Below are 16,569 nucleotides of genomic sequence, written 5' to 3'. Positions count from 1 at the left end.
CGCGGCGTGCGGAAGCGCGGCTCAGATGTCGAGGCGCTGTCCGGGCACGATCAGGTCGGGATCGCCGCCGATGACGGTCTTGTTGGCGGCGTAGACCTTCCGCCAGGTGGTCCCGTGCCGAGCGGCGATGACGCTCAGGGTGTCGCCCTCGCGGACGGTGTAGTCACCGCGGGACGCACTGCGGTTGGTGTGGGTCGCGGGGCGCTCCGGCGCCTTCGCGGGGGCCGACTTCGTCGTCGGCTTCGGTGTCGACTTCGGTGTCGACTTCGTGGCGGCCGTGCCCCCGGCCGAGGAGGCGGGCGCGCCTCCGTAGGCGCCCGCGCGGGCCGAGCAGGTGGGCCAGGCCCCCCATCCCTGCGCACGCTGGACCTTGCTCGCGACGGCGATCTGCGCGCTCCTGGAGGCCTGGTCGGCGGTCGGCGCGTAGGCCGTGCCGCCGTACGCGCGCCAGGTGCCGGCGGAGAACTGGAGCCCTCCGTAGTAGCCGTTGCCGGTGTTGATGTGCCAGTTGCCGCCGCTCTCGCACTGGGCGATACGGTCCCACACTCCACTGTCGGCCGCGGCGGCGTCGCCGGTGGCGGCGAGCACGCCGAGCGGGGCGAGCAGTGCCGCCCCGGCGAGAACCGCCGTCGTACGAGCCTTGTTCGCCGTACGGGCCTTGGAACTGTTGCCGTGAGCGCTATCGGCACATGCGGACATGTATTTCCCTCTCCGAACACCCGGGATCCCCCAAGGCAGGGGCGTGACGTGCCACGTGTAGGACGCGGTCGTCGCGCTCCGCCCCGTCCGCCGGAGGCTGTGCTGTGGTGCGGTCGTTCGATGATCGGCCGGCGGACGTACCCGAGCGGTGCTCTGTGCACACGGCGGAGGAATCTAGGGAGCGGGGCGCCCTGGTATCAACCAATTCCCTGTCATTCGAGGCCAGTTCCCCGTTACCGCGGGTATCGTCGATTTTCGGCCACCCACTTCATGGGGTGATTTCATGATTTGTCGACCTGCCCCCTTGATGACCTGTGAGCTACTTCACCCCTTCAACTTCCTCTCTATGGCGTCAAGTTGACGGGGAGTAACCGATTCCGGGTGTCACCTCACCCTGGGCGTCGGTTGGTTCGATTCCGTTCGCTCCCGAGCGTGACTCCGGCCACAGATCACCCGTTGTCATCTTCATGAGCCGGGAACCCCCGGGTTCATGGGCCGGGCGCCACCCCGGCACCGCCACGCACCGCATCCCGAGGAGCCACCGTGCCGCGCATGCTCGACGTCGGCGACGACGTACGCGCCGAGATCGGCGACGAAGAAGCCGACCGGCTGCTCGCCGGAGAGAACGCCCCCGGCAGCTACGACTGCACGTCGTGCCGCACCCCGGGCGACTCGGAACAGGAGCGCACCAGCACGGTCCTGTTCATCGGCGACGAGACCGCCGTCCTCGCGTTCGCCCACGCCACCTGCCTGCCCTCGCAGGTCGTGCAGGTCACCGAGGAGCAACTGCAGGGCGCCGTCCGCTCCATCCACCCCGACGGCGCTCCGGACGACACCGCGCCCGAGCAGGCCGTGCTCGGTGTCACCAGCGGACTCGTGCTGATCAACGGCGATCTGCACCCGGCGCTCGTGGTCGAGCCGACCGGCCCGATCGTGCGCCCCGGCTCAACCGACATCGGCGACGACTTCCTGCCGCTGCTGATCGAGCAGGGCTTCATGCCGGTGACCGAACTGAACGCGGTGCCGCCGGTCCTGCACGGCTGGTCCGTGCTGCTCGCCATGGGCCAGCTGCACGCCGTGCTCCAGCCGGGCACCGGCGGCGGCTCCCCCGTCGCCTGGTGGCAGGCCCACCAGGCACTCCAGGTCGCCGAGAGCTGGCGCGCCGCCGCCAACAAGCACCAGCAGGTGCTGCTGTTCGCGGCACCGGTCGGCTCGATCGGCCGTCAGCCCCGTGAGGACCTGCTGCGCGACGCGCTCGACAAGGCGGCCGCCAACGGCAAGCTGGTCACGGCCACGATGCCGCTGGCCGGCACCTGAGCCGACCGCGGTGGCGCGCCCGAACCCCACGGAGGGCGCGCACCCGACCCCGCCGGGCAGGCCCACGCCCGGCGGGGCGCATCCGGTTGCGCGGGAGAACCGGGAGCTCGGGAACCGGGTGGCCGGGGGCGTGGCGACGGGCGCACCCGACGCGGACGGTCGTCCGCGCGGTCGCCCGCGCCCCCACGCGCGCCACTCACTTCCGTTGACCTGCGAAATCAGTTGCCGGACCGCATCTGTTGAGCAGCGGGGTCGTTGGCACGTACGTGCACACCTACGACGTCCCCCGCCGCCGGCCCTTCCAGCCGGTGCCCCCGTCCGGCTCTCCTCTTCCGCTCCACTCCGGCAGGGACGTACCGGCGTCCCGATCGGCCCAGGACGCCTCGGGCTGCCCCTCGGCGACGCCGATCTACGACGCGCTCTACGCCGAGTGGGTCCGCTCGTTCAGGACGCTGCCCGGCGACCGGCACGGCGAGGAGGAGCTGGGGTTCACGGCGTTCGGCGGTCTCGGGCGCGGTTCGAACTCGTACAGCTCGTCGAGTTCGTACAACTCCTACAGCTCGTACAGCGCGGGGGCGCACACCGCCCGGCAGATCGCTGCGCAGAACGGGCAGGGCGCGACTGCCGTATGGCAGGCGGGCAGCCGTCAGCACGGCACCGGGATGCACCACATCCCGGCCGCACTGCCGCCGGCACCGCGCCGGGGCCTGTGAGAAACGGTTCCCCGGACGACAACGGGTGAGGGGCGGCTCCGTCCGGAGCCGCCCCTCACCCGTGTCACCGGACGTTACTTCTTGTTGGCGCCGCGCTTCTCACGCACCCGCACCGAGATGTGGATCGGCGTGCCCGCGAAGCCGAACTCCTCACGCAGCCGGCGCTCGATGAAGCGGCGGTAGCCGTGCTCGATGAAGCCGGAGGCGAAGAGCACGAAGCGCGGGGGCTTGGTGCCCGCCTGCGTGCCGAACAGGATGCGGGGCTGCTTGCCACCGCGGATCGGGTGCGGGTGGGCGGCGACCAGCTCGCCGAGGAAGGCGTTCAGCCGACCGGTCGGGACGCGGGTCTCCCAGCCGTCCAGCGCCGTCTCGATCGCCGGGACGAGCTTCTCCATGTGCCGGCCGGTGCGGGCCGAGACGTTCACGCGGGGGGCCCAGGCCACCTGGGCGAGCTCGGTCTCGATCTCCCGCTCCAGGTAGTAGCGGCGCTCCTCGTCGAGGGTGTCCCACTTGTTGAAGGCGAGCACGATCGCGCGGCCCGCATCGACGGCCATGGTGACGATGCGCTGGTCCTGCACGGAGATGGTCTCGGAGCCGTCGATCAGGATGACCGCGACCTCGGCCTTCTCGACGGCGGCCGCGGTACGCAGCGAGGCGTAGTAGTCGGCGCCCTGCTGGAGGTGGACGCGCTTGCGGATGCCCGCCGTGTCGACGAACTTCCAGGTGATGCCGCCGAGTTCGATCAGCTCGTCGACCGGGTCACGGGTGGTGCCCGCGACCTCGTTCACGACGACGCGGTCCTCGTTCGCCACCTTGTTCAGCAGGGAGGACTTGCCGACGTTCGGACGGCCGATGAGGGCGATACGGCGGGGGCCGCCCACCGCGCCGCCGAAGGTCTGTGCGGGAGCCTCGGGCAGGGCCTCCAGGACGGCGTCGAGCATGTCGCCGGTGCCACGGCCGTGCAGTGCGGAGACCGGGTGCGGCTCGCCGAGACCGAGGGCCCACAGGTACGAGGCGTCGGACTCGCCGCTCATGCCGTCGACCTTGTTGGCGCACAGGACGACGGGCTTGCCGGCCTTGCGGAGCAGCCGGACGACGGCCTCGTCGGTGTCCGTGGCGCCGACCTTGGCGTCGACGACGAAGACGACGGCGTCGGCGGCCTCGATCGCGTACTCGGCCTGGGCGGCCACGGAAGCGTCGATGCCGAGGACGTCCTGCTCCCAGCCGCCGGTGTCGACGAGCTTGAAGCGGCGGCCCGCCCACTCGGCCTCGTAGGTGACGCGGTCGCGGGTGACGCCGGGCTTGTCCTCGACGACCGCCTCGCGGCGGCCGATGATGCGGTTCACCAGGGTCGACTTGCCGACGTTCGGGCGGCCGACGACGGCGAGGACGGGCAGCGGGCCGTGGCCGGCCTCTCCGAGCGCGCCCTCGACCTCCTCGACGTCGAAGCCCTCTTCCGCGGCGAGCTCCATGAAGTCCGCGTACTCGGCATCGCCAAGCGCCCCGTGCTCGTGCTCTGCCGAGCCCTCGGGCTGGATGTGGTCGTTCATGAAGTCCGTACCTCGTCGTTCCATCGTGGTGATCGGTGGAACGACCGCAAACCGGCCGATCCACTACTCAAGTGTCGCCTAACGCCCGGTGGGGCGCCCGGCGTTTTCCGGGCGTCCTGTGAGACGCCTGGCATGGTCAAGGTGGGCGCTGAGCTGCTTCTGGATGCGGCCGGTGGCCTCGTCCAGGGCGCTGCGGGTGCGCCGTCCGCTGCCGTCGCCCGCTTCGAAGGGGTCGCCGAAGACGACGTCGACCCTGCTGCGCAGCGGGGGCAGCCCCTTTATCAACCGGCTGTTCCGCTCGGAGCTTCCCAGCACCGCCACGGGGACGATCGGAGCGCCGCTGCGCACCGCGAAGTACGCGAGGCCGGCCCGCAGCGAGGCGAAGTCGCCGTCGCCGCGGGTTCCCTCGGGGAAGATCCCGAGGACGCCGCCGGACGTCAGGACGCCGAGGGCGTCGGTGATGGCCGTGCGGTCGGTGGTGTGGCGGTCGACCTTCAGCTGGCCGATGCCCAGCAGGAAGGGGTCGAGCGGTCCGATGAAGGCTTCCTTCTTGATCAGGAAGTGGGTGGGCCGGGGCGCCACGCCCATGACCATCGGCCCGTCGATGTTGTGCGCGTGGTTCACGGCCAGGATCGCCGGGCCGGTCGCGGGGACCTTCCAGGCACCGAGGACACGCGGCTTCCACAGCCCGTACATCAGGCCGACGCCGATACGGCGCCCGACCTCGGCGCCTCTCGCGGAGGGTGCGGTCACTTGGCGGCCCGCTTCTCCTCGACGAGGGTGACGACGCACTCGATGACCTGCTGGAGCGTGAGCTCGGAGGTGTCCACCTCGACCGCGTCGTCCGCCTTGGCGAGCGGGGACGTCTTGCGGCTGGAGTCTGCGGCGTCGCGCCGGATGAGCGCTTCGCGGGTCGCCGCGACGTCCGCGCCCTTCAGCTCGCCGCTACGGCGGGCTGCGCGCGCCTCCGGAGAGGCGGTGAGGAAGATCTTCAGGTCGGCGTCGGGCAGCACGGTGGTGCCGATGTCCCGGCCCTCGACGACGATGCCGTCGGCGGCGGACGCGGCGAGCGTGCGCTGCAGCTCGGTGATCCGGGCCCGCACCTCGGGCACGGCGCTGACCGCGCTGACCTTGGAGGTGACCTCCTGCGTGCGGATCGGGCCCGCGACGTCGGTGCCGTCGACCGTGATGGTCGGGGCGGACGGGTCGGTCCCGGAGATGATCTCCGGCTTGCCGGCCGCGGAGGCGATGGCGGAGGGGTCCGTCACGTCGATGCCGTTGCTGACCATCCACCACGTGATCGCGCGGTACTGGGCCCCGGTGTCCAGGTAGCTCAGACCGAGCTTCGCGGCCACGGCCTTCGAGGTGCTCGACTTGCCGGTGCCCGAGGGGCCGTCTATGGCCACGATGACGGTCGGAGCGGTCCGGGCGGCGCCGTTTTCCACGGTGGGAACACCTTCCTGGTGCGGGGTGGAGGTCTGTGCGGGACACGAGCGCGCCCCGCACAAGGTTACTGGCTCCGCGGACCCCGTATTACTGGCCCTTCCCGGGCCGTACGAGCGGGCCGTCCCGGCCCCCGTGCTCCGGGGCCCCGACAGGCCGCCCGCCCGGACCGGGACCGGGTTACTGGCGCAGTGCCCAGCCGCGGTCCCGCAGCGCGGCGCTGAGCACCGGTGCCGCCTTCGGCTCGACCATCAGCTGCACCAGACCGGCCTGCTGACCGGTGGCGTGCTCGATGCGCACGTCCTCGATGTTGACCCCGGCCTGCCCCGCGTCGGCGAAGATACGGGCGAGCTGGCCCGGCTGGTCGTCGATGAGGACCGCCACGACCTCGTAGGCGCGCGGTGCGGAGCCGTGCTTGCCGGGGACACGGACCTGGCCCGCGTTGCCGCGGCGCAGGACGTCCTCGATGCCGGTGGCTCCGTCGCGGCGCTTGGTGTCGTCGGAGGACTGGAGGGCTCGCAGCGCCCGTACCGTCTCGTCGAGGTCGGCGGAGACGTCCGCGAGGAGGTCCGCGACGGGGCCCGGGTTGGCCGAGAGGATGTCGATCCACATCCGGGGGTCGGAGGCCGCGATGCGGGTCACGTCGCGGATGCCCTGACCGCAGAGGCGTACGGCCGCCTCCTCCGCGTGCTCCAGGCGGGCGGCGACCATGCTGGACACCAGGTGCGGCATGTGCGAGACGAGGGCGACGGCGCGGTCGTGGGCGTCCGCGTCCATGACGACGGGCACGGCACGGCAGTGCGACACCAGTTCCAGGGCGAGGTTCAGGACCTCGGTGTCGGTGTCGCGGGTGGGCGTGAGCACCCAGGGGCGCCCCTCGAAGAGGTCGCCGGTCGCGGCCAGCGGGCCGGACTTCTCGCGGCCGGACATGGGGTGCGAGCCGATGTACGAGGCGAGGTCGAGGCCGAGGGCCTCCAGCTCGCGGCGGGGGCCGCCCTTGACGCTGGCGACGTCCAGGTAGCCGCGGGCGAGACCGCGGCGCATGGCGTCGGCGAGGGTGGCGGCGACGTGCGCGGGCGGCGCAGCGACGATGGCGAGGTCGACGGGGCCGGCGGGCGGCTCGTCGGTGCCCGCGCCCAGTGCGGCGGCCGTACGGGCCTGCTCCGGGTCGTGGTCGGTGAGGTGGACGACGACGCCGCGGGCGGCGAGCGCGAGGGCGGCCGACGTGCCGATCAGGCCGGTGCCGATGACGAGCGCGGTCCTCACTGGGCGATGTCCTTGCGCAGTGCGCCGGCGGCGCCGAGGTAGACGTGCACGATCTCGGCGCGCGGCCGCTCGGACTCGATGTGGGCGAGGACGCGGACGACGCGCGGCATGGCGCCCTCGATGTCCAGTTCCTGCGCGCAGATCAGGGGGACGTCGACGATGCCGAGCTTGCGCGCGGCGGCCGCTGGGAAATCGCTGTGCAGATCGGGTGTCGCCGTGAACCAGATGCTGATCAGGTCGTCCGTGGTGAGCGCGTTCCGCTCCAGGACGGCGGTGAGCAGCTCGCTGACCTGCTCGTCCATGTGGCGGGCTTCGTCCCGTTCCAGTTGGACGGCCCCCCGGACCGCTCGTACCGCCACGGTGATGCTCCTCGCTGGTCTGCGTCCGTCGTGTCGCGGCCAGCCTAGTCAGCGCCCGGAGCGGGAGTGCGCGGCGCCCGCCTGACGAGACGGGGCCGGGCACCGGACCCGGCTGTCCGCGGCCGGGGGCCTCTGGGTCAGAGTGCCTGCTGCTTGATGAGGTCCTCGAGCGAGGTGCCGGACGGGATCCGCCCGCTCGGGGTGAGCCTGTCGACGGCCTGCGGCAGCGACTGGGCGATCTGGTCGGCGGCCTGCTGGGGGCTGACGCCGTTCTGCTCGGCGACCTTCTGGAGGGTCTCGTCGGGCAGCGCCTCGGCGATCTGCTGACCGCTGACGGCCTGGTTCTCGCCGTTGCCGACCCAGGACTGCGCCTGGTCGACCAGGCCGGACTTGGTGAGCATGTCCATCAGGCCGCCCAGCGGACTGCCGCCGCCGCTGCCGGAACCGCTGCCGCCGAGGGCTCCGAGCAGCGCGCCCAGGATGTTGCCGGCGCCGCCGTTGGAGGAGCCGGACTGGTGGCCGCCCCCGCCGAGAAGGCCGCCGAGCAGACTGCCGAGATCGTTACCCGCCATGGTCCCGCCTTGCGTGAGTGCGGCCGGAGGGAGGCGCCCCCACCCGGCGTGAGGCTCTGTCAATGTCACCGGAATCACCCCTTTCCGCCACTTGTGGTGAGAACGCACCTGTGCGCCTCTGGACGCGGGGGCGCGGGTCCGCTCTCATGGCAGGAGACTCGCCTCGGGGGAGGCCCGCATGACCGGCATGAAGCGTCCAGGACCCCTTCTCACCCTTCTCGCGGGGCTCGTGCTCGGCGTGTTCCTGCTGTCGCTCAACGCGGCGACAGGGACGAGGACCGCGTCGGCCGACCAGAAGGACCCACCGGGCGCCACGGTGTCGCCCGCCGCACCCGGGGCCTCCGCGTCCCCGTCCTCACCGGACCCCTCGTCGCCGTCGCCCCGTTCGTCGCCCTCCTCGTCACCTTCGTCGTCACCGACGGTCCGCCCGGTGCCCGACGCCGACTACGCGGGCCGCACCGACGACGACTCGTCGGCGGTCGCCGTCTCCCTGCGGGACGGGAAGGCGATCGCGTACTTCTGCGACGGGCACGACAAGGAGTCCTGGCTGAAGGGCGACGTCGGCAGCGACGGCGCCATGAAGCTCACGGGCCGCGACGGCGCCGAACTGAACGGCACGCTCAAGGACGGCAGGCGGATCCGCGGGACCGTCGACCTCGGCGGGCGGCGCTACGGCTTCACGGCCGACCGGGCGGTCAAGCCGTCCGGGCTGTACCGGGCGACCTCGACCGTGCGCGGGGCGAAGATCGACGGCGGCTGGATCGTGCTGCCGGGCGGAAAACAGGTCGGCGTCGTCGACCGTGACGGCACCCCCTCGAAGGCTCCGGCGATCGACCCGGAGACCGGTGCCGTGACCATCGACGGACGGAAGATCGTCGCACGGCCTGTCACCCCCTGACCCCCTCTCTCGCAGGGAGCAGCTCATGACCGTGGACCCGAACGCCGCCACCCGGGGCTTTCCCGTTCCGCCGCCCGCCCACGGCCGGCGGAGTGCGGCCCGCTATCTCGTCCCCGCCGTCGTCGCCGCTGCGGTCGCCCTGGGCCTGGGCATCTACGGCAGACTGCACGACCCGGCCGGGACGGCCTTCAACCTCGCGGGCTTCAGCAGCACCGGCGCAGTGAAGTCGTGGCTCGCGACGACCGCGTTCTTCTTCGCGCTCGTCCAGTTCGTGTCGGCGCTCATGATGTACGGGAAGCTGCCGGGGCCGGGCTGGGCGGCGACGCTGCACCGGTGGTCGGGGCGGACCGCGTTCCTGGTGGCGGTGCCGGTCGCCGTCCACTGTCTGTACGCGTTGGGCTATCAGACGTACGAAACGCGCGTCCTGTTGCACTCGCTCCTCGGTTGCTTCTTCTTCGGTGCCTTCAGTGCCAAGATGCTGCTGCTCCGCTGGGAGCGCCTGCCCGGCTGGCTGCTGCCGATCGTCGGTGGCCTGGTCTTCGCCGTGCTCACGGCCATCTGGCTGACGTCCGCCCTCTGGTTCTTCCGTACGTTCGGAGTGACGACATGACCCACCGCTCGACGCGGCGCACCGTGATCCTCGCGACGGGGGCGTCCGCGCTGCTCGTGGGATGCAGCAAGTACGGGGACGAAGGCGGCTCGGACAGTTCCTCGGACAACACCTCGCCGAAGGCGTCGAGCGGCGAGAAGCTCGCTTCGACGGGCGACATCCCGGTCGGCGGCGGCAAGATCTTCAAGAACCGGAAGATCGTGGTGACCCAGCCGAAGAAGGGCGACTTCAAGGCCTTCTCCGCGATCTGTACGCACCAGGGCTGCACGGTGAACACTGTCGCGGACGGCACGATCGACTGCCCGTGCCACGGGAGCAGGTTCAGTGTCGAGAACGGCGCGGTGAAGGCCGGTCCCGCACCCCGTCCGCTGCCCGCGGAGAAGATCGTCGTGGAAGGAAATTCGATCCGCACGGCGTGAGAGGGCCCGTACGCTCCGGGCATGCGTTCAGAACCCGGCGCGCCGCGGCCCCGCGTGGCGTCCCCCGACTCCCCGCTCTCCCTGGTGCGTGATCACACGGTCTACTCCTGTGTGACGGGGTCGCGGGCCTTCGGGCTGGCCACGGACGGCAGCGACACGGACCGCCGGGGCGTCTTCCTCGCCCCGACCCCGATGTTCTGGCGCTTCGAGAAGCCCCCGACCCATGTGGAAGGTCCTGCGGAGGAGCAGTTCAGCTGGGAGCTGGAGCGGTTCTGCGCGCTCGCGCTGCGCGCCAATCCGAACATCCTGGAGTGCCTGCACTCCCCCCTCGTCGCGTACACGGACGAGGTGGGACGCGAACTCCTCGACCTCAGAGGGGCGTTCCTGTCCCGCCTCGCGTACGAGTCCTTCGCCCGCTACGCCCTGGGCCAGCACAAGAAGCTGGAGGCCGACGTCCGCCGGCACGGCGCCCCGCGCTGGAAGCACGCCATGCATCTGCTGCGGCTCCTGATGAGTTCGCGCGATCTGCTGCGTACCGGGGTCCTCACGGTCGACGTGGGCGACCAGCGCGAGCCGCTCCTCGCCGTGCGCCGGGGCGAGGTGTCCTGGACCGGGGTCGAGACGTGGATGTCCCGGCTGGCGGCGGAGGCCGAGGAGGCGGAGTCCCGCAGCGCGCTTCCGCCCGGGCCGGACCACGCGCGCGTGGAGGACTTCCTGATCCGGGTGCGCCGGGCCTCCGCGCTCCGAGACTCCGGGGCGCCGGACACGCCCTAGGAGACCGCCGTGGCCTGTCGGTCCGCGTCGAGGCGGACCCGGACGACGTAGTCGTGCAGGGCGTCGCGCGCGGAGGGGGCGTCCGGGAGCGCCGAGGCGTCCTGGGCCTCGTCGAGGACGCTGTGCAGCCGCTCGACGTCCGCCTCCACGCGCGCTCGGGGGACGTCGGCGGCGCCGTGCTCGCGCTCGGCCTTCTCGGCGATCAGGTCCGGCAGGTAGTCGGGAGAGGCGACCTGTCCGACGAGCGTCGGCAGATCCGCCTGGACCTCGCCGCTGCGCATGAGGTGGATGCCGGTGAGCAGGACACGGAACGTGTAGAGCAGCGGCTTGAGTTCGCCGGTCCTCTCGAAGAGCCGCCACTGCGTCGAGGCGAACCCCCGGTAGTGGTGGGCGTGATGACGGGTGAGGACGCCGGGGGCGAGCGAGAGCAGCTCCCGGTGTTCGTCACCGGTGTGCACGACGAGCGGCGAGAGCAGCTGCTCCAGCACGTAGCCGTTGCGCCGCAGCATCAGCCGGACGAACTTGCGCAGGTCGTGGGTGACCAGGTCCATCTCGACGCCCTCACGGAGCCACATACGGGACCGGGTCTCCTCGGGCTCGCGCAGTCCGACCAGGTCGGCCGTGGGCAGCAGATGGACACCGCGCAGGTCGACGTCGGAGTCGCGCGAGGGGAAGCCGTACAGGTGCGCCCCGGAGACGGTGGCGAAGAGCACGGGGTCGGGTTGTTCGGCCACCACGCTCGCGAGGTCGGTACCGAGGTCCAGGGCGTCTGTCATCCCTCAAGCGTCCCAGAGCGCCCCCAGCGACATCAGGTCGCCCTGGTACTCGATCCGGTCGGCCCACTCCCGGGGCCAGGCGCCGGAGCCGTGGTAGGCGCCGGCGAACGCCCCGGTCAGGCAGGCGATCGAGTCGGAGTCGCCCGAGGTGCAGGCGGCCCGGCGCAGCGCGGTGACGGGTTCGTCGACGAGGAGCAGGAAGCACAGCAGGCCGGTGGCGAGCGCCTCCTCGGCGACCCAGCCTCCGCCGGTGGCCATGCAGGGGTCGGTCTCGGGCGAGACGGTGCGTACCGCGTGCCGGAGGTTGTCCAGGACGTCGAGGCACTCGTCCCAGCCGCGGGAGATGTACTGCTCCGGCGTCGCGTCCTCGCTGAACGTCCACAGGTCGCCGAGCCAGCGCGTGTGATAGCGGTGCCGGTTCTCGTACGCGTACGAGCGCAGCCGGCCGATGAGTCCCATCGGCTCGGTGCCCTGGGCGAGCAGCCAGACCGCGTGGGCGGTGAGGTCCGAGGCGGCGAGGGCGGTGGGGTGGCCGTGGGTGAGCGCGGCCTGCAACTGGGCTGCTCCGGCGCGCTGTTCGTCGCTGAGTCCACGCACGAGTCCGACGGGTGCGACGCGCATGTTGGCGCCGCAGCCCTTGGAGCCGATCTGGCTGGCCTCCTGCCAGCGGCGCTTCTCGTTCTTGAGGAGGTTGCAGGCGGTGAGGCAGGTCCGGCCGGGGGCTCGGTTGTTCTGCGGCGACTGGTACCAGTCCACGAACTCCTCGCGCACCGGCCGTTCCATCCGCAGCGGGCCGAGGAGGCCGCGGTCCATGGCGGTGCGCAGTCCCCGGGCGAGGGCCAGCGTCATCTGGGTGTCGTCGGTGACGATCGCGGGCCGGGGCAGCGCCATCTGCCGCCAGGGGCCGCACTTGTCGAGGATGGCGGGCACGGAGTTGAACTCGGTGGGGAACCCGAGCGCGTCACCGAGGGCCAGGCCTATCAGGGAGCCGGTGGCGGCGCGTTTCGCGAGGGTCGTGGTGGTCATCAGGGCCGTCCTTCCGAGGTGGGGCGCAGCAGGGGTGGGTGCAGTGCTTTCGCGCCGCCCGCGCGGTAGAGGGCGGCGGGCTTGCCGCGTCCGCCGGTGAGGCGGGCGGCGCCGGGGACCTGTTCGACGAAACCCGGCGTCGCGAGCACCTTGCGGCGGAAGTTGGGCCGGTCGAGAGCGGTGCCCCACACGGTCTCGTAGACCTGCTGCAGCTCTCCGAGGGTGAACTCGGGCGGACAGAAGGAGGTGGCGAGACAGGAGTACTCGAGCTTGGCGCCGACGCGTTCGTGGGCGTCGGCGAGGATGCGGTCGTGGTCGAAGGCGAGCGGGTCGAGGGCGTTGAACCGCAGCCACTGGGCCTGAGCCGCGTCGCCGCCGCCGTGTGGTTCGGGGGCGTCGGCGAGGAGCGCGGCGAACGCGACGGAGACGATCCGCATGCGCGGGTCGCGGTCGGGTTCGCTGTAGGTGCGCAGTTGTTCCAGGTGGAGCCCCGAGATGTCCGACAGGCCGGTCTCCTCGGCGAGTTCGCGGCGGGCGGCCGCCTCCGCGGACTCGTGGGGCAGCACGAAGCCGCCGGGCAGGGCCCAGTGGCCGGCGTACGGCTCCTGGCCGCGCTCGACGAGCAGCACCTGGAGTGCGCCCGCGCGCACCGTCAGGACGGCCAGGTCCACGGTGACGGCGAACGGCTCGAAGGCGTACTTGTCGTATCCCTCGGGCCTCGTACCGCCCGGCGCGCGGCCATCCTCCGACGCCACACCCTCACCCCCTTTATGGTCAGCCTGACTATGGTCAGTACGACTATAAAGGGGGTGCGAGGGCCCCAACAAGGTTCACAACCAGGGAAGTTACGGATTCTCGCGGCCGCCGCGGGAGAGGTGTCGGCACCTGGGGCGGAGGCGGCGGAAGGGGTGCGGGGCCCGGGCGAGGGCCGCCCGGGTCACCGGTCGGCAGCGGCGTTCGGAGCCTCGGCCCGGCGGGCCCCGGACCGGCGCACGTCGTGTCCCTGCGCCGGTGTGCGCGCCGGGGCGAGAGCCGCCACGAGCGCTCCCACGGCCGCAACCCCCGCGGAGACCCACAACGCCGGGCCGCAGCCGTCCACGAAACGCTCGGCGGAGCCGTAGCCCCCGTATCGGCTGAACACGGCCGCGGCGACGGCGATCCCGAAGACTCCGCCGAGTTCGCGCAGCGCGTTGTTGACGCCTGCGGCGACCCCCGCGTCGGCGGGCGGGACCGACGAGGTCACCGCGTTGGCGACGGTGGGGAAGACCATCGAGATGCCGATGCCCGCGACGATCAGCGGCAGCACCAGCCGCCCGTAGTCCACGCCGGGTTCCACCTGCCACGCCAGCAGACCGAGGCCGACCGCCTGGAGGGCGAGTCCGCCGAGCATGAAGGGCCGGTTGCCGAACCGGTCGGCGAGCGCGCCCGCGAGGGGAGCCACGGCGAGCGGCATGCCGGTCCACACCAGGATGCGGACACCGGCCTGCAACGGCGAGTTCCCGAGCCCCAGTTGGAACAGTTGCGTGATCATGAACAGGGAGCCGAGCAGCGACATGAACGTCAGGAAGGCGACGCCGTTGGCGGTGGAGAAGGCCCGCCTGCGGAAGTATCCGAGCGGCAGCATCGGGTAGCGCGCCCGCGACCGCTCCCAGCCGAGGAAGGCCGCCGTGAAGAGGACTCCGACGGCCAGCGCGCCCAGCACCTCGGCGCTCCACCAGCCCGCCTGCGGGGCCCGGACCGGCGCCCAGGCGAGTCCGGTCAGCCCGACGGCCGCCAACAGCAGCCCCACGACGTCGAGTTGGGGACGCGGCCCGTGACTCTCGCGCAGCTTCAGCGCGGCCAGCGGCAGCATCACCAGCCCGGTGGGCACGTTCAGCCAGAAGATCCACTGCCAGGACAGGCCCTCGGTGACAGCCCCGCCGAGGACGGGTCCTGCCGCCACCCCGAGGCCGGTCACCCCGCCCCACACCCCGATGGCCACGCCCCGCTTCTCGGCCGGGAACGCCTCGCTGATCAGGGTGAGGGTGAGCGGCAGCAGGACGGCAGCGCCGGCGCCCTGGAGCACCCGTGCACCGATGAGCTGCCCCGGCCCCCCGGCCAGTGCCGCGAGCGCCGAGGCCAGGGTGAAGACGGCGAGCCCGGCGACGTACATGCGCCGCCGGCCGAAGCGGTCGCCGAGCGCGGCGCCGGTCAGGGTGAGACAGGCGAACACGAGGTTGTACGCGTTGATCGTCCATTCCAGGTCGGACAGGCTCGCCCCGAAGTCGGCCCGCAGCGAGGGCAGCGCGGTGGCCACGACGACCACGTCCAGAGAACAGAGCAGCGCCCCCATTCCGGCGAGCACGACGGTCCACGCACGGCGTGCGGGCACGGGCGTCGGCTGCTGGACGGGGGCGCGTGCGGTGGTGTCGGTCATGACGGTTCCTTCCGTGAGGATCACTCACGGAAGACGGACCGGCGCCGCCCCGGAAAGGAATCGTGGCTGGGGCCCGCGTCCCAGGAACGCGAGGAGCAGGTCGCCGGGACCGGCCCCGGCGGGCACCGCGACCGGATCAGCGAACCGCACCCCGCGGTCGGCGTCCGCCACCACGACCGGTGCGAGCGGCAGCAGTTCGGCCGCGAGCGCGGACGGGATCGGCCGTGGCCGGCCGCACGCCTGCGTCACGTCCCAGCCGTGCACCGCGATCTCCAGGGCGCCGACCGCCGCCAGCAGTCCCAGGTCGAGGGAGCGGTCCCCCACGGCCGGGGCGGGTGGCGCGGCGGACACGGCCGCCCAGGCCCCGAGGAGTGCCCCGGCCCGCGCGCGGAAGGCGCACACCGGATCGGCGGCGGGCGCGACGGGGCACAACCCGACCCTGCCCGCGGCGACCCCTTCGTAGAGCGCGTCCAGCGAGTCGTCGAGGTGCTGGAGCAGCTCCCGGAGGTTCCACCGGGCGCACGGCGTCGGCCGGCCCAGACCCGCGCGCGGGACGGCGGCGACACCGCCCAGCGCGTAGGCGAGGGCGCGCTCCAGCAGCTCGCCGGGGTTCACGCGAGAACCCCGGGCAGCCCGAAACCGGGGAACAGGCCGGGGTCCAGGAAGACGGTGAGCCGTGCGACGGCGCCCTCCTCCACGGTGAGCACCTGCACGGAGTGCGCCCGCAGCACCCCGTCCGCACCGCTTTCGTACGCGGCCACCGCGGGCTGCCCGTTGGCCCGGACGGGCAGCATGCGGATCCATCCCGGCGCGCGACCGGAGAGCACCCGTACCCGCAGGAACCGCAGCACGTCCTTCCTGCCGCTGAACCACTCCAGGTGGGGCGGCATCTCCAGCTCGACCCCGTCCCGCAACAGCCCCAGCAACGACTCCATGTCGGCGTTCTCGAAGGCCCGCATGTACCGGTCGAGCAGCTCGCGGTCCTCGGCCCCGTCGGGCTCGACCACCAGGTCCTCCTCCGGCGCGACCTCGTCGAGCCGGGCACGCGCGCGCTGGAGGGTGCTCTTGACCGCCGCGGTCGAGGTGTCGAGCACGGCGGCGACCTCGGACGCCCGCCAGGCCAGCACGTCCCGCAGGATGAGCACGGCCCGCTGGCGCGCGGGCAGGTTCTGCAGCGCGGCGACCAGCGCGAGTCGCAGGGTGCCGCGGGCGGCGACGACCGTCGCCGGGTCGAGGAGCGAGTCGGGCAGCGGCTGGAGCCAGGGAACGTCCGTCGCCGGGGCCCGCAGCGGATCCTCCGGCGCGTCTCCCGGCCCGCCGAGCCCGGTGGGCAGCGGACGCCGCCCCCGCCCCTCCAGGGCCGTCAGACACGTGTTGGTGGCGATCCGGTAGAGCCAGGTGCGCAGCGAGGCCCGGCCCTCGTACCCCTCGTAGGACCGCCAGGCCCGCAGGTACGTCTCCTGGACCAGGTCCTCGGCGTCGTGGACCGAGCCGAGCATGCGGTAGCAGTGGGCGAGCAGCTCCCGCCGGTACGGGTCGGTCAGCCGGACGAACTCGTCACGGTCCGTCGTCGCGGTCATCGCCGCTCCCTTCGTTCGCACCGGGCGCACGGCGGCACACCGGTGGTCCGTTCACCGGTACAGACCGGCGGGGCGGCGAAAACGAATCGGCCGGCCCCGGAGAAGTTCCGGAACCGGCCGTCGTACGCGCTGGGCGTCAGGGTGCCGCGAG

General features: G+C 72.4%; 19 protein-coding genes. 6 read left to right on the top strand and 13 right to left on the bottom strand.

The genetic code is table 11. The features are described 5' to 3' along the window. Positions 1-21: 21 nt before the first annotated feature. Complete coding sequence (locus tag ACIRQH_RS18690) at positions 22-699, bottom strand: transglycosylase family protein (RefSeq protein ID WP_388869019.1); 678 nt, start codon at positions 697-699, stop codon at positions 22-24. Between the two features lie 543 nt (positions 700-1,242). On the opposite strand from ACIRQH_RS18690, the gene ACIRQH_RS18685 reads away from it, so the two are divergent. Further along, positions 1,243-2,016 (top strand): hypothetical protein, encoded by a 774-nt coding sequence (locus tag ACIRQH_RS18685; protein ID WP_358820558.1) that lies wholly within the window; start codon positions 1,243-1,245, stop codon positions 2,014-2,016. A 266-nt stretch (positions 2,017-2,282) separates the two neighbouring features. Continuing rightward, entirely contained in the window at positions 2,283-2,729 is a 447-nt protein-coding gene (locus ACIRQH_RS18680) for a hypothetical protein (protein ID WP_388869097.1), read from the top strand. 74 nt (positions 2,730-2,803) lie between these two features. On the opposite strand, the gene der is transcribed toward ACIRQH_RS18680, so the two are convergent. The 6 genes from der to ACIRQH_RS18650 form a co-directional block, all read right to left on the bottom strand. Beyond that, a complete protein-coding gene (der, locus tag ACIRQH_RS18675; RefSeq protein ID WP_388869022.1) occupies positions 2,804-4,279 on the bottom strand; it encodes a ribosome biogenesis GTPase Der in 1,476 nt (491 codons plus the stop codon). Between the two features lie 78 nt (positions 4,280-4,357). Then, positions 4,358-5,071: a lysophospholipid acyltransferase family protein gene (locus ACIRQH_RS18670; protein ID WP_358820555.1), complete on the bottom strand. Its 714-nt coding sequence runs from the start codon at positions 5,069-5,071 to the stop codon at positions 4,358-4,360. Beyond that, positions 5,029-5,724 (bottom strand): (d)CMP kinase, encoded by a 696-nt coding sequence (gene cmk / locus ACIRQH_RS18665; protein WP_358820554.1) that lies wholly within the window; start codon positions 5,722-5,724, stop codon positions 5,029-5,031. Before cmk ends, ACIRQH_RS18670 begins: the two co-directional genes overlap by 43 nt. Positions 5,725-5,902: 178 nt before the next feature. Beyond that, on the bottom strand, positions 5,903-6,988 hold the full coding sequence (locus tag ACIRQH_RS18660; RefSeq protein WP_358820553.1) for a prephenate dehydrogenase: 1,086 nt from the start codon (positions 6,986-6,988) through the stop codon (positions 5,903-5,905). Beyond that, positions 6,985-7,347, bottom strand: a complete 363-nt coding sequence (gene aroH / locus ACIRQH_RS18655; protein ID WP_358820552.1) for a chorismate mutase — start codon at positions 7,345-7,347, stop codon at positions 6,985-6,987. Before aroH ends, ACIRQH_RS18660 begins: the two co-directional genes overlap by 4 nt. Positions 7,348-7,484: 137 nt before the next feature. Beyond that, positions 7,485-7,919 (bottom strand): YidB family protein, encoded by a 435-nt coding sequence (locus ACIRQH_RS18650; RefSeq protein WP_404226592.1) that lies wholly within the window; start codon positions 7,917-7,919, stop codon positions 7,485-7,487. Positions 7,920-8,106: 187 nt separating this feature from the next. Between ACIRQH_RS18650 and ACIRQH_RS18645 the strand changes: the two genes are divergently transcribed. The 4 genes from ACIRQH_RS18645 to ACIRQH_RS18630 are packed head-to-tail and all read left to right on the top strand — an operon-like array spanning position 8,107 to position 10,620. Beyond that, a complete protein-coding gene (locus ACIRQH_RS18645; RefSeq protein WP_404226792.1) occupies positions 8,107-8,817 on the top strand; it encodes a hypothetical protein in 711 nt (236 codons plus the stop codon). Between the two features lie 25 nt (positions 8,818-8,842). Next, positions 8,843-9,427, top strand: coding sequence for a DUF6529 family protein (locus tag ACIRQH_RS18640; protein ID WP_404226591.1), 585 nt, complete (start codon positions 8,843-8,845; stop codon positions 9,425-9,427). Continuing rightward, a complete protein-coding gene (locus ACIRQH_RS18635) occupies positions 9,424-9,846 on the top strand; it encodes a Rieske (2Fe-2S) protein (protein WP_388869031.1) in 423 nt (140 codons plus the stop codon). Before ACIRQH_RS18640 ends, ACIRQH_RS18635 begins: the two co-directional genes overlap by 4 nt. Before the next feature lie 21 nt (positions 9,847-9,867). Then, positions 9,868-10,620 carry a DNA polymerase beta superfamily protein gene (locus ACIRQH_RS18630; protein ID WP_358820548.1) on the top strand — a complete coding sequence of 251 codons (753 nt, stop codon included), beginning with the start codon at positions 9,868-9,870 and terminating at the stop codon, positions 10,618-10,620. On the opposite strand, the gene ACIRQH_RS18625 is transcribed toward ACIRQH_RS18630, so the two are convergent. The 6 genes from ACIRQH_RS18625 to ACIRQH_RS18600 form a co-directional block, all read right to left on the bottom strand. Beyond that, positions 10,617-11,396, bottom strand: coding sequence for a DNA polymerase beta superfamily protein (locus ACIRQH_RS18625; protein ID WP_358820547.1), 780 nt, complete (start codon positions 11,394-11,396; stop codon positions 10,617-10,619). The genes ACIRQH_RS18630 and ACIRQH_RS18625 overlap by 4 nt on opposite strands. 3 nt (positions 11,397-11,399) lie before the next feature. After that, entirely contained in the window at positions 11,400-12,422 is a 1,023-nt protein-coding gene (locus tag ACIRQH_RS18620) for an ADP-ribosylglycohydrolase family protein (RefSeq protein ID WP_358820546.1), read from the bottom strand. Continuing rightward, positions 12,422-13,177 (bottom strand): NUDIX domain-containing protein, encoded by a 756-nt coding sequence (locus ACIRQH_RS18615; protein ID WP_358820545.1) that lies wholly within the window; start codon positions 13,175-13,177, stop codon positions 12,422-12,424. Before ACIRQH_RS18615 ends, ACIRQH_RS18620 begins: the two co-directional genes overlap by 1 nt. Positions 13,178-13,359: 182 nt before the next feature. Continuing rightward, positions 13,360-14,838, bottom strand: coding sequence for a DHA2 family efflux MFS transporter permease subunit (locus tag ACIRQH_RS18610; protein ID WP_404226590.1), 1,479 nt, complete (start codon positions 14,836-14,838; stop codon positions 13,360-13,362). 24 nt (positions 14,839-14,862) lie between these two features. Next, positions 14,863-15,453 carry a TIGR03086 family metal-binding protein gene (locus ACIRQH_RS18605; RefSeq protein WP_388869038.1) on the bottom strand — a complete coding sequence of 197 codons (591 nt, stop codon included), beginning with the start codon at positions 15,451-15,453 and terminating at the stop codon, positions 14,863-14,865. After that, the gene (locus ACIRQH_RS18600; protein WP_404226589.1) at positions 15,450-16,418 is read right to left on the bottom strand and encodes a sigma-70 family RNA polymerase sigma factor; all 969 of its coding nucleotides are present in this window, start codon (positions 16,416-16,418) and stop codon (positions 15,450-15,452) included. Before ACIRQH_RS18600 ends, ACIRQH_RS18605 begins: the two co-directional genes overlap by 4 nt. Between the last annotated feature and the right edge of the window lie 151 nt (positions 16,419-16,569).

The sequence above is a fragment of the Streptomyces sp. NPDC102279 genome (assembly GCF_044766365.1).
Lineage (GTDB): Bacteria > Actinomycetota > Actinomycetes > Streptomycetales > Streptomycetaceae > Streptomyces.
Note: the sequence above shows the minus strand (reverse complement) of the source record. Positions and strands in the feature narration are given on the sequence as shown.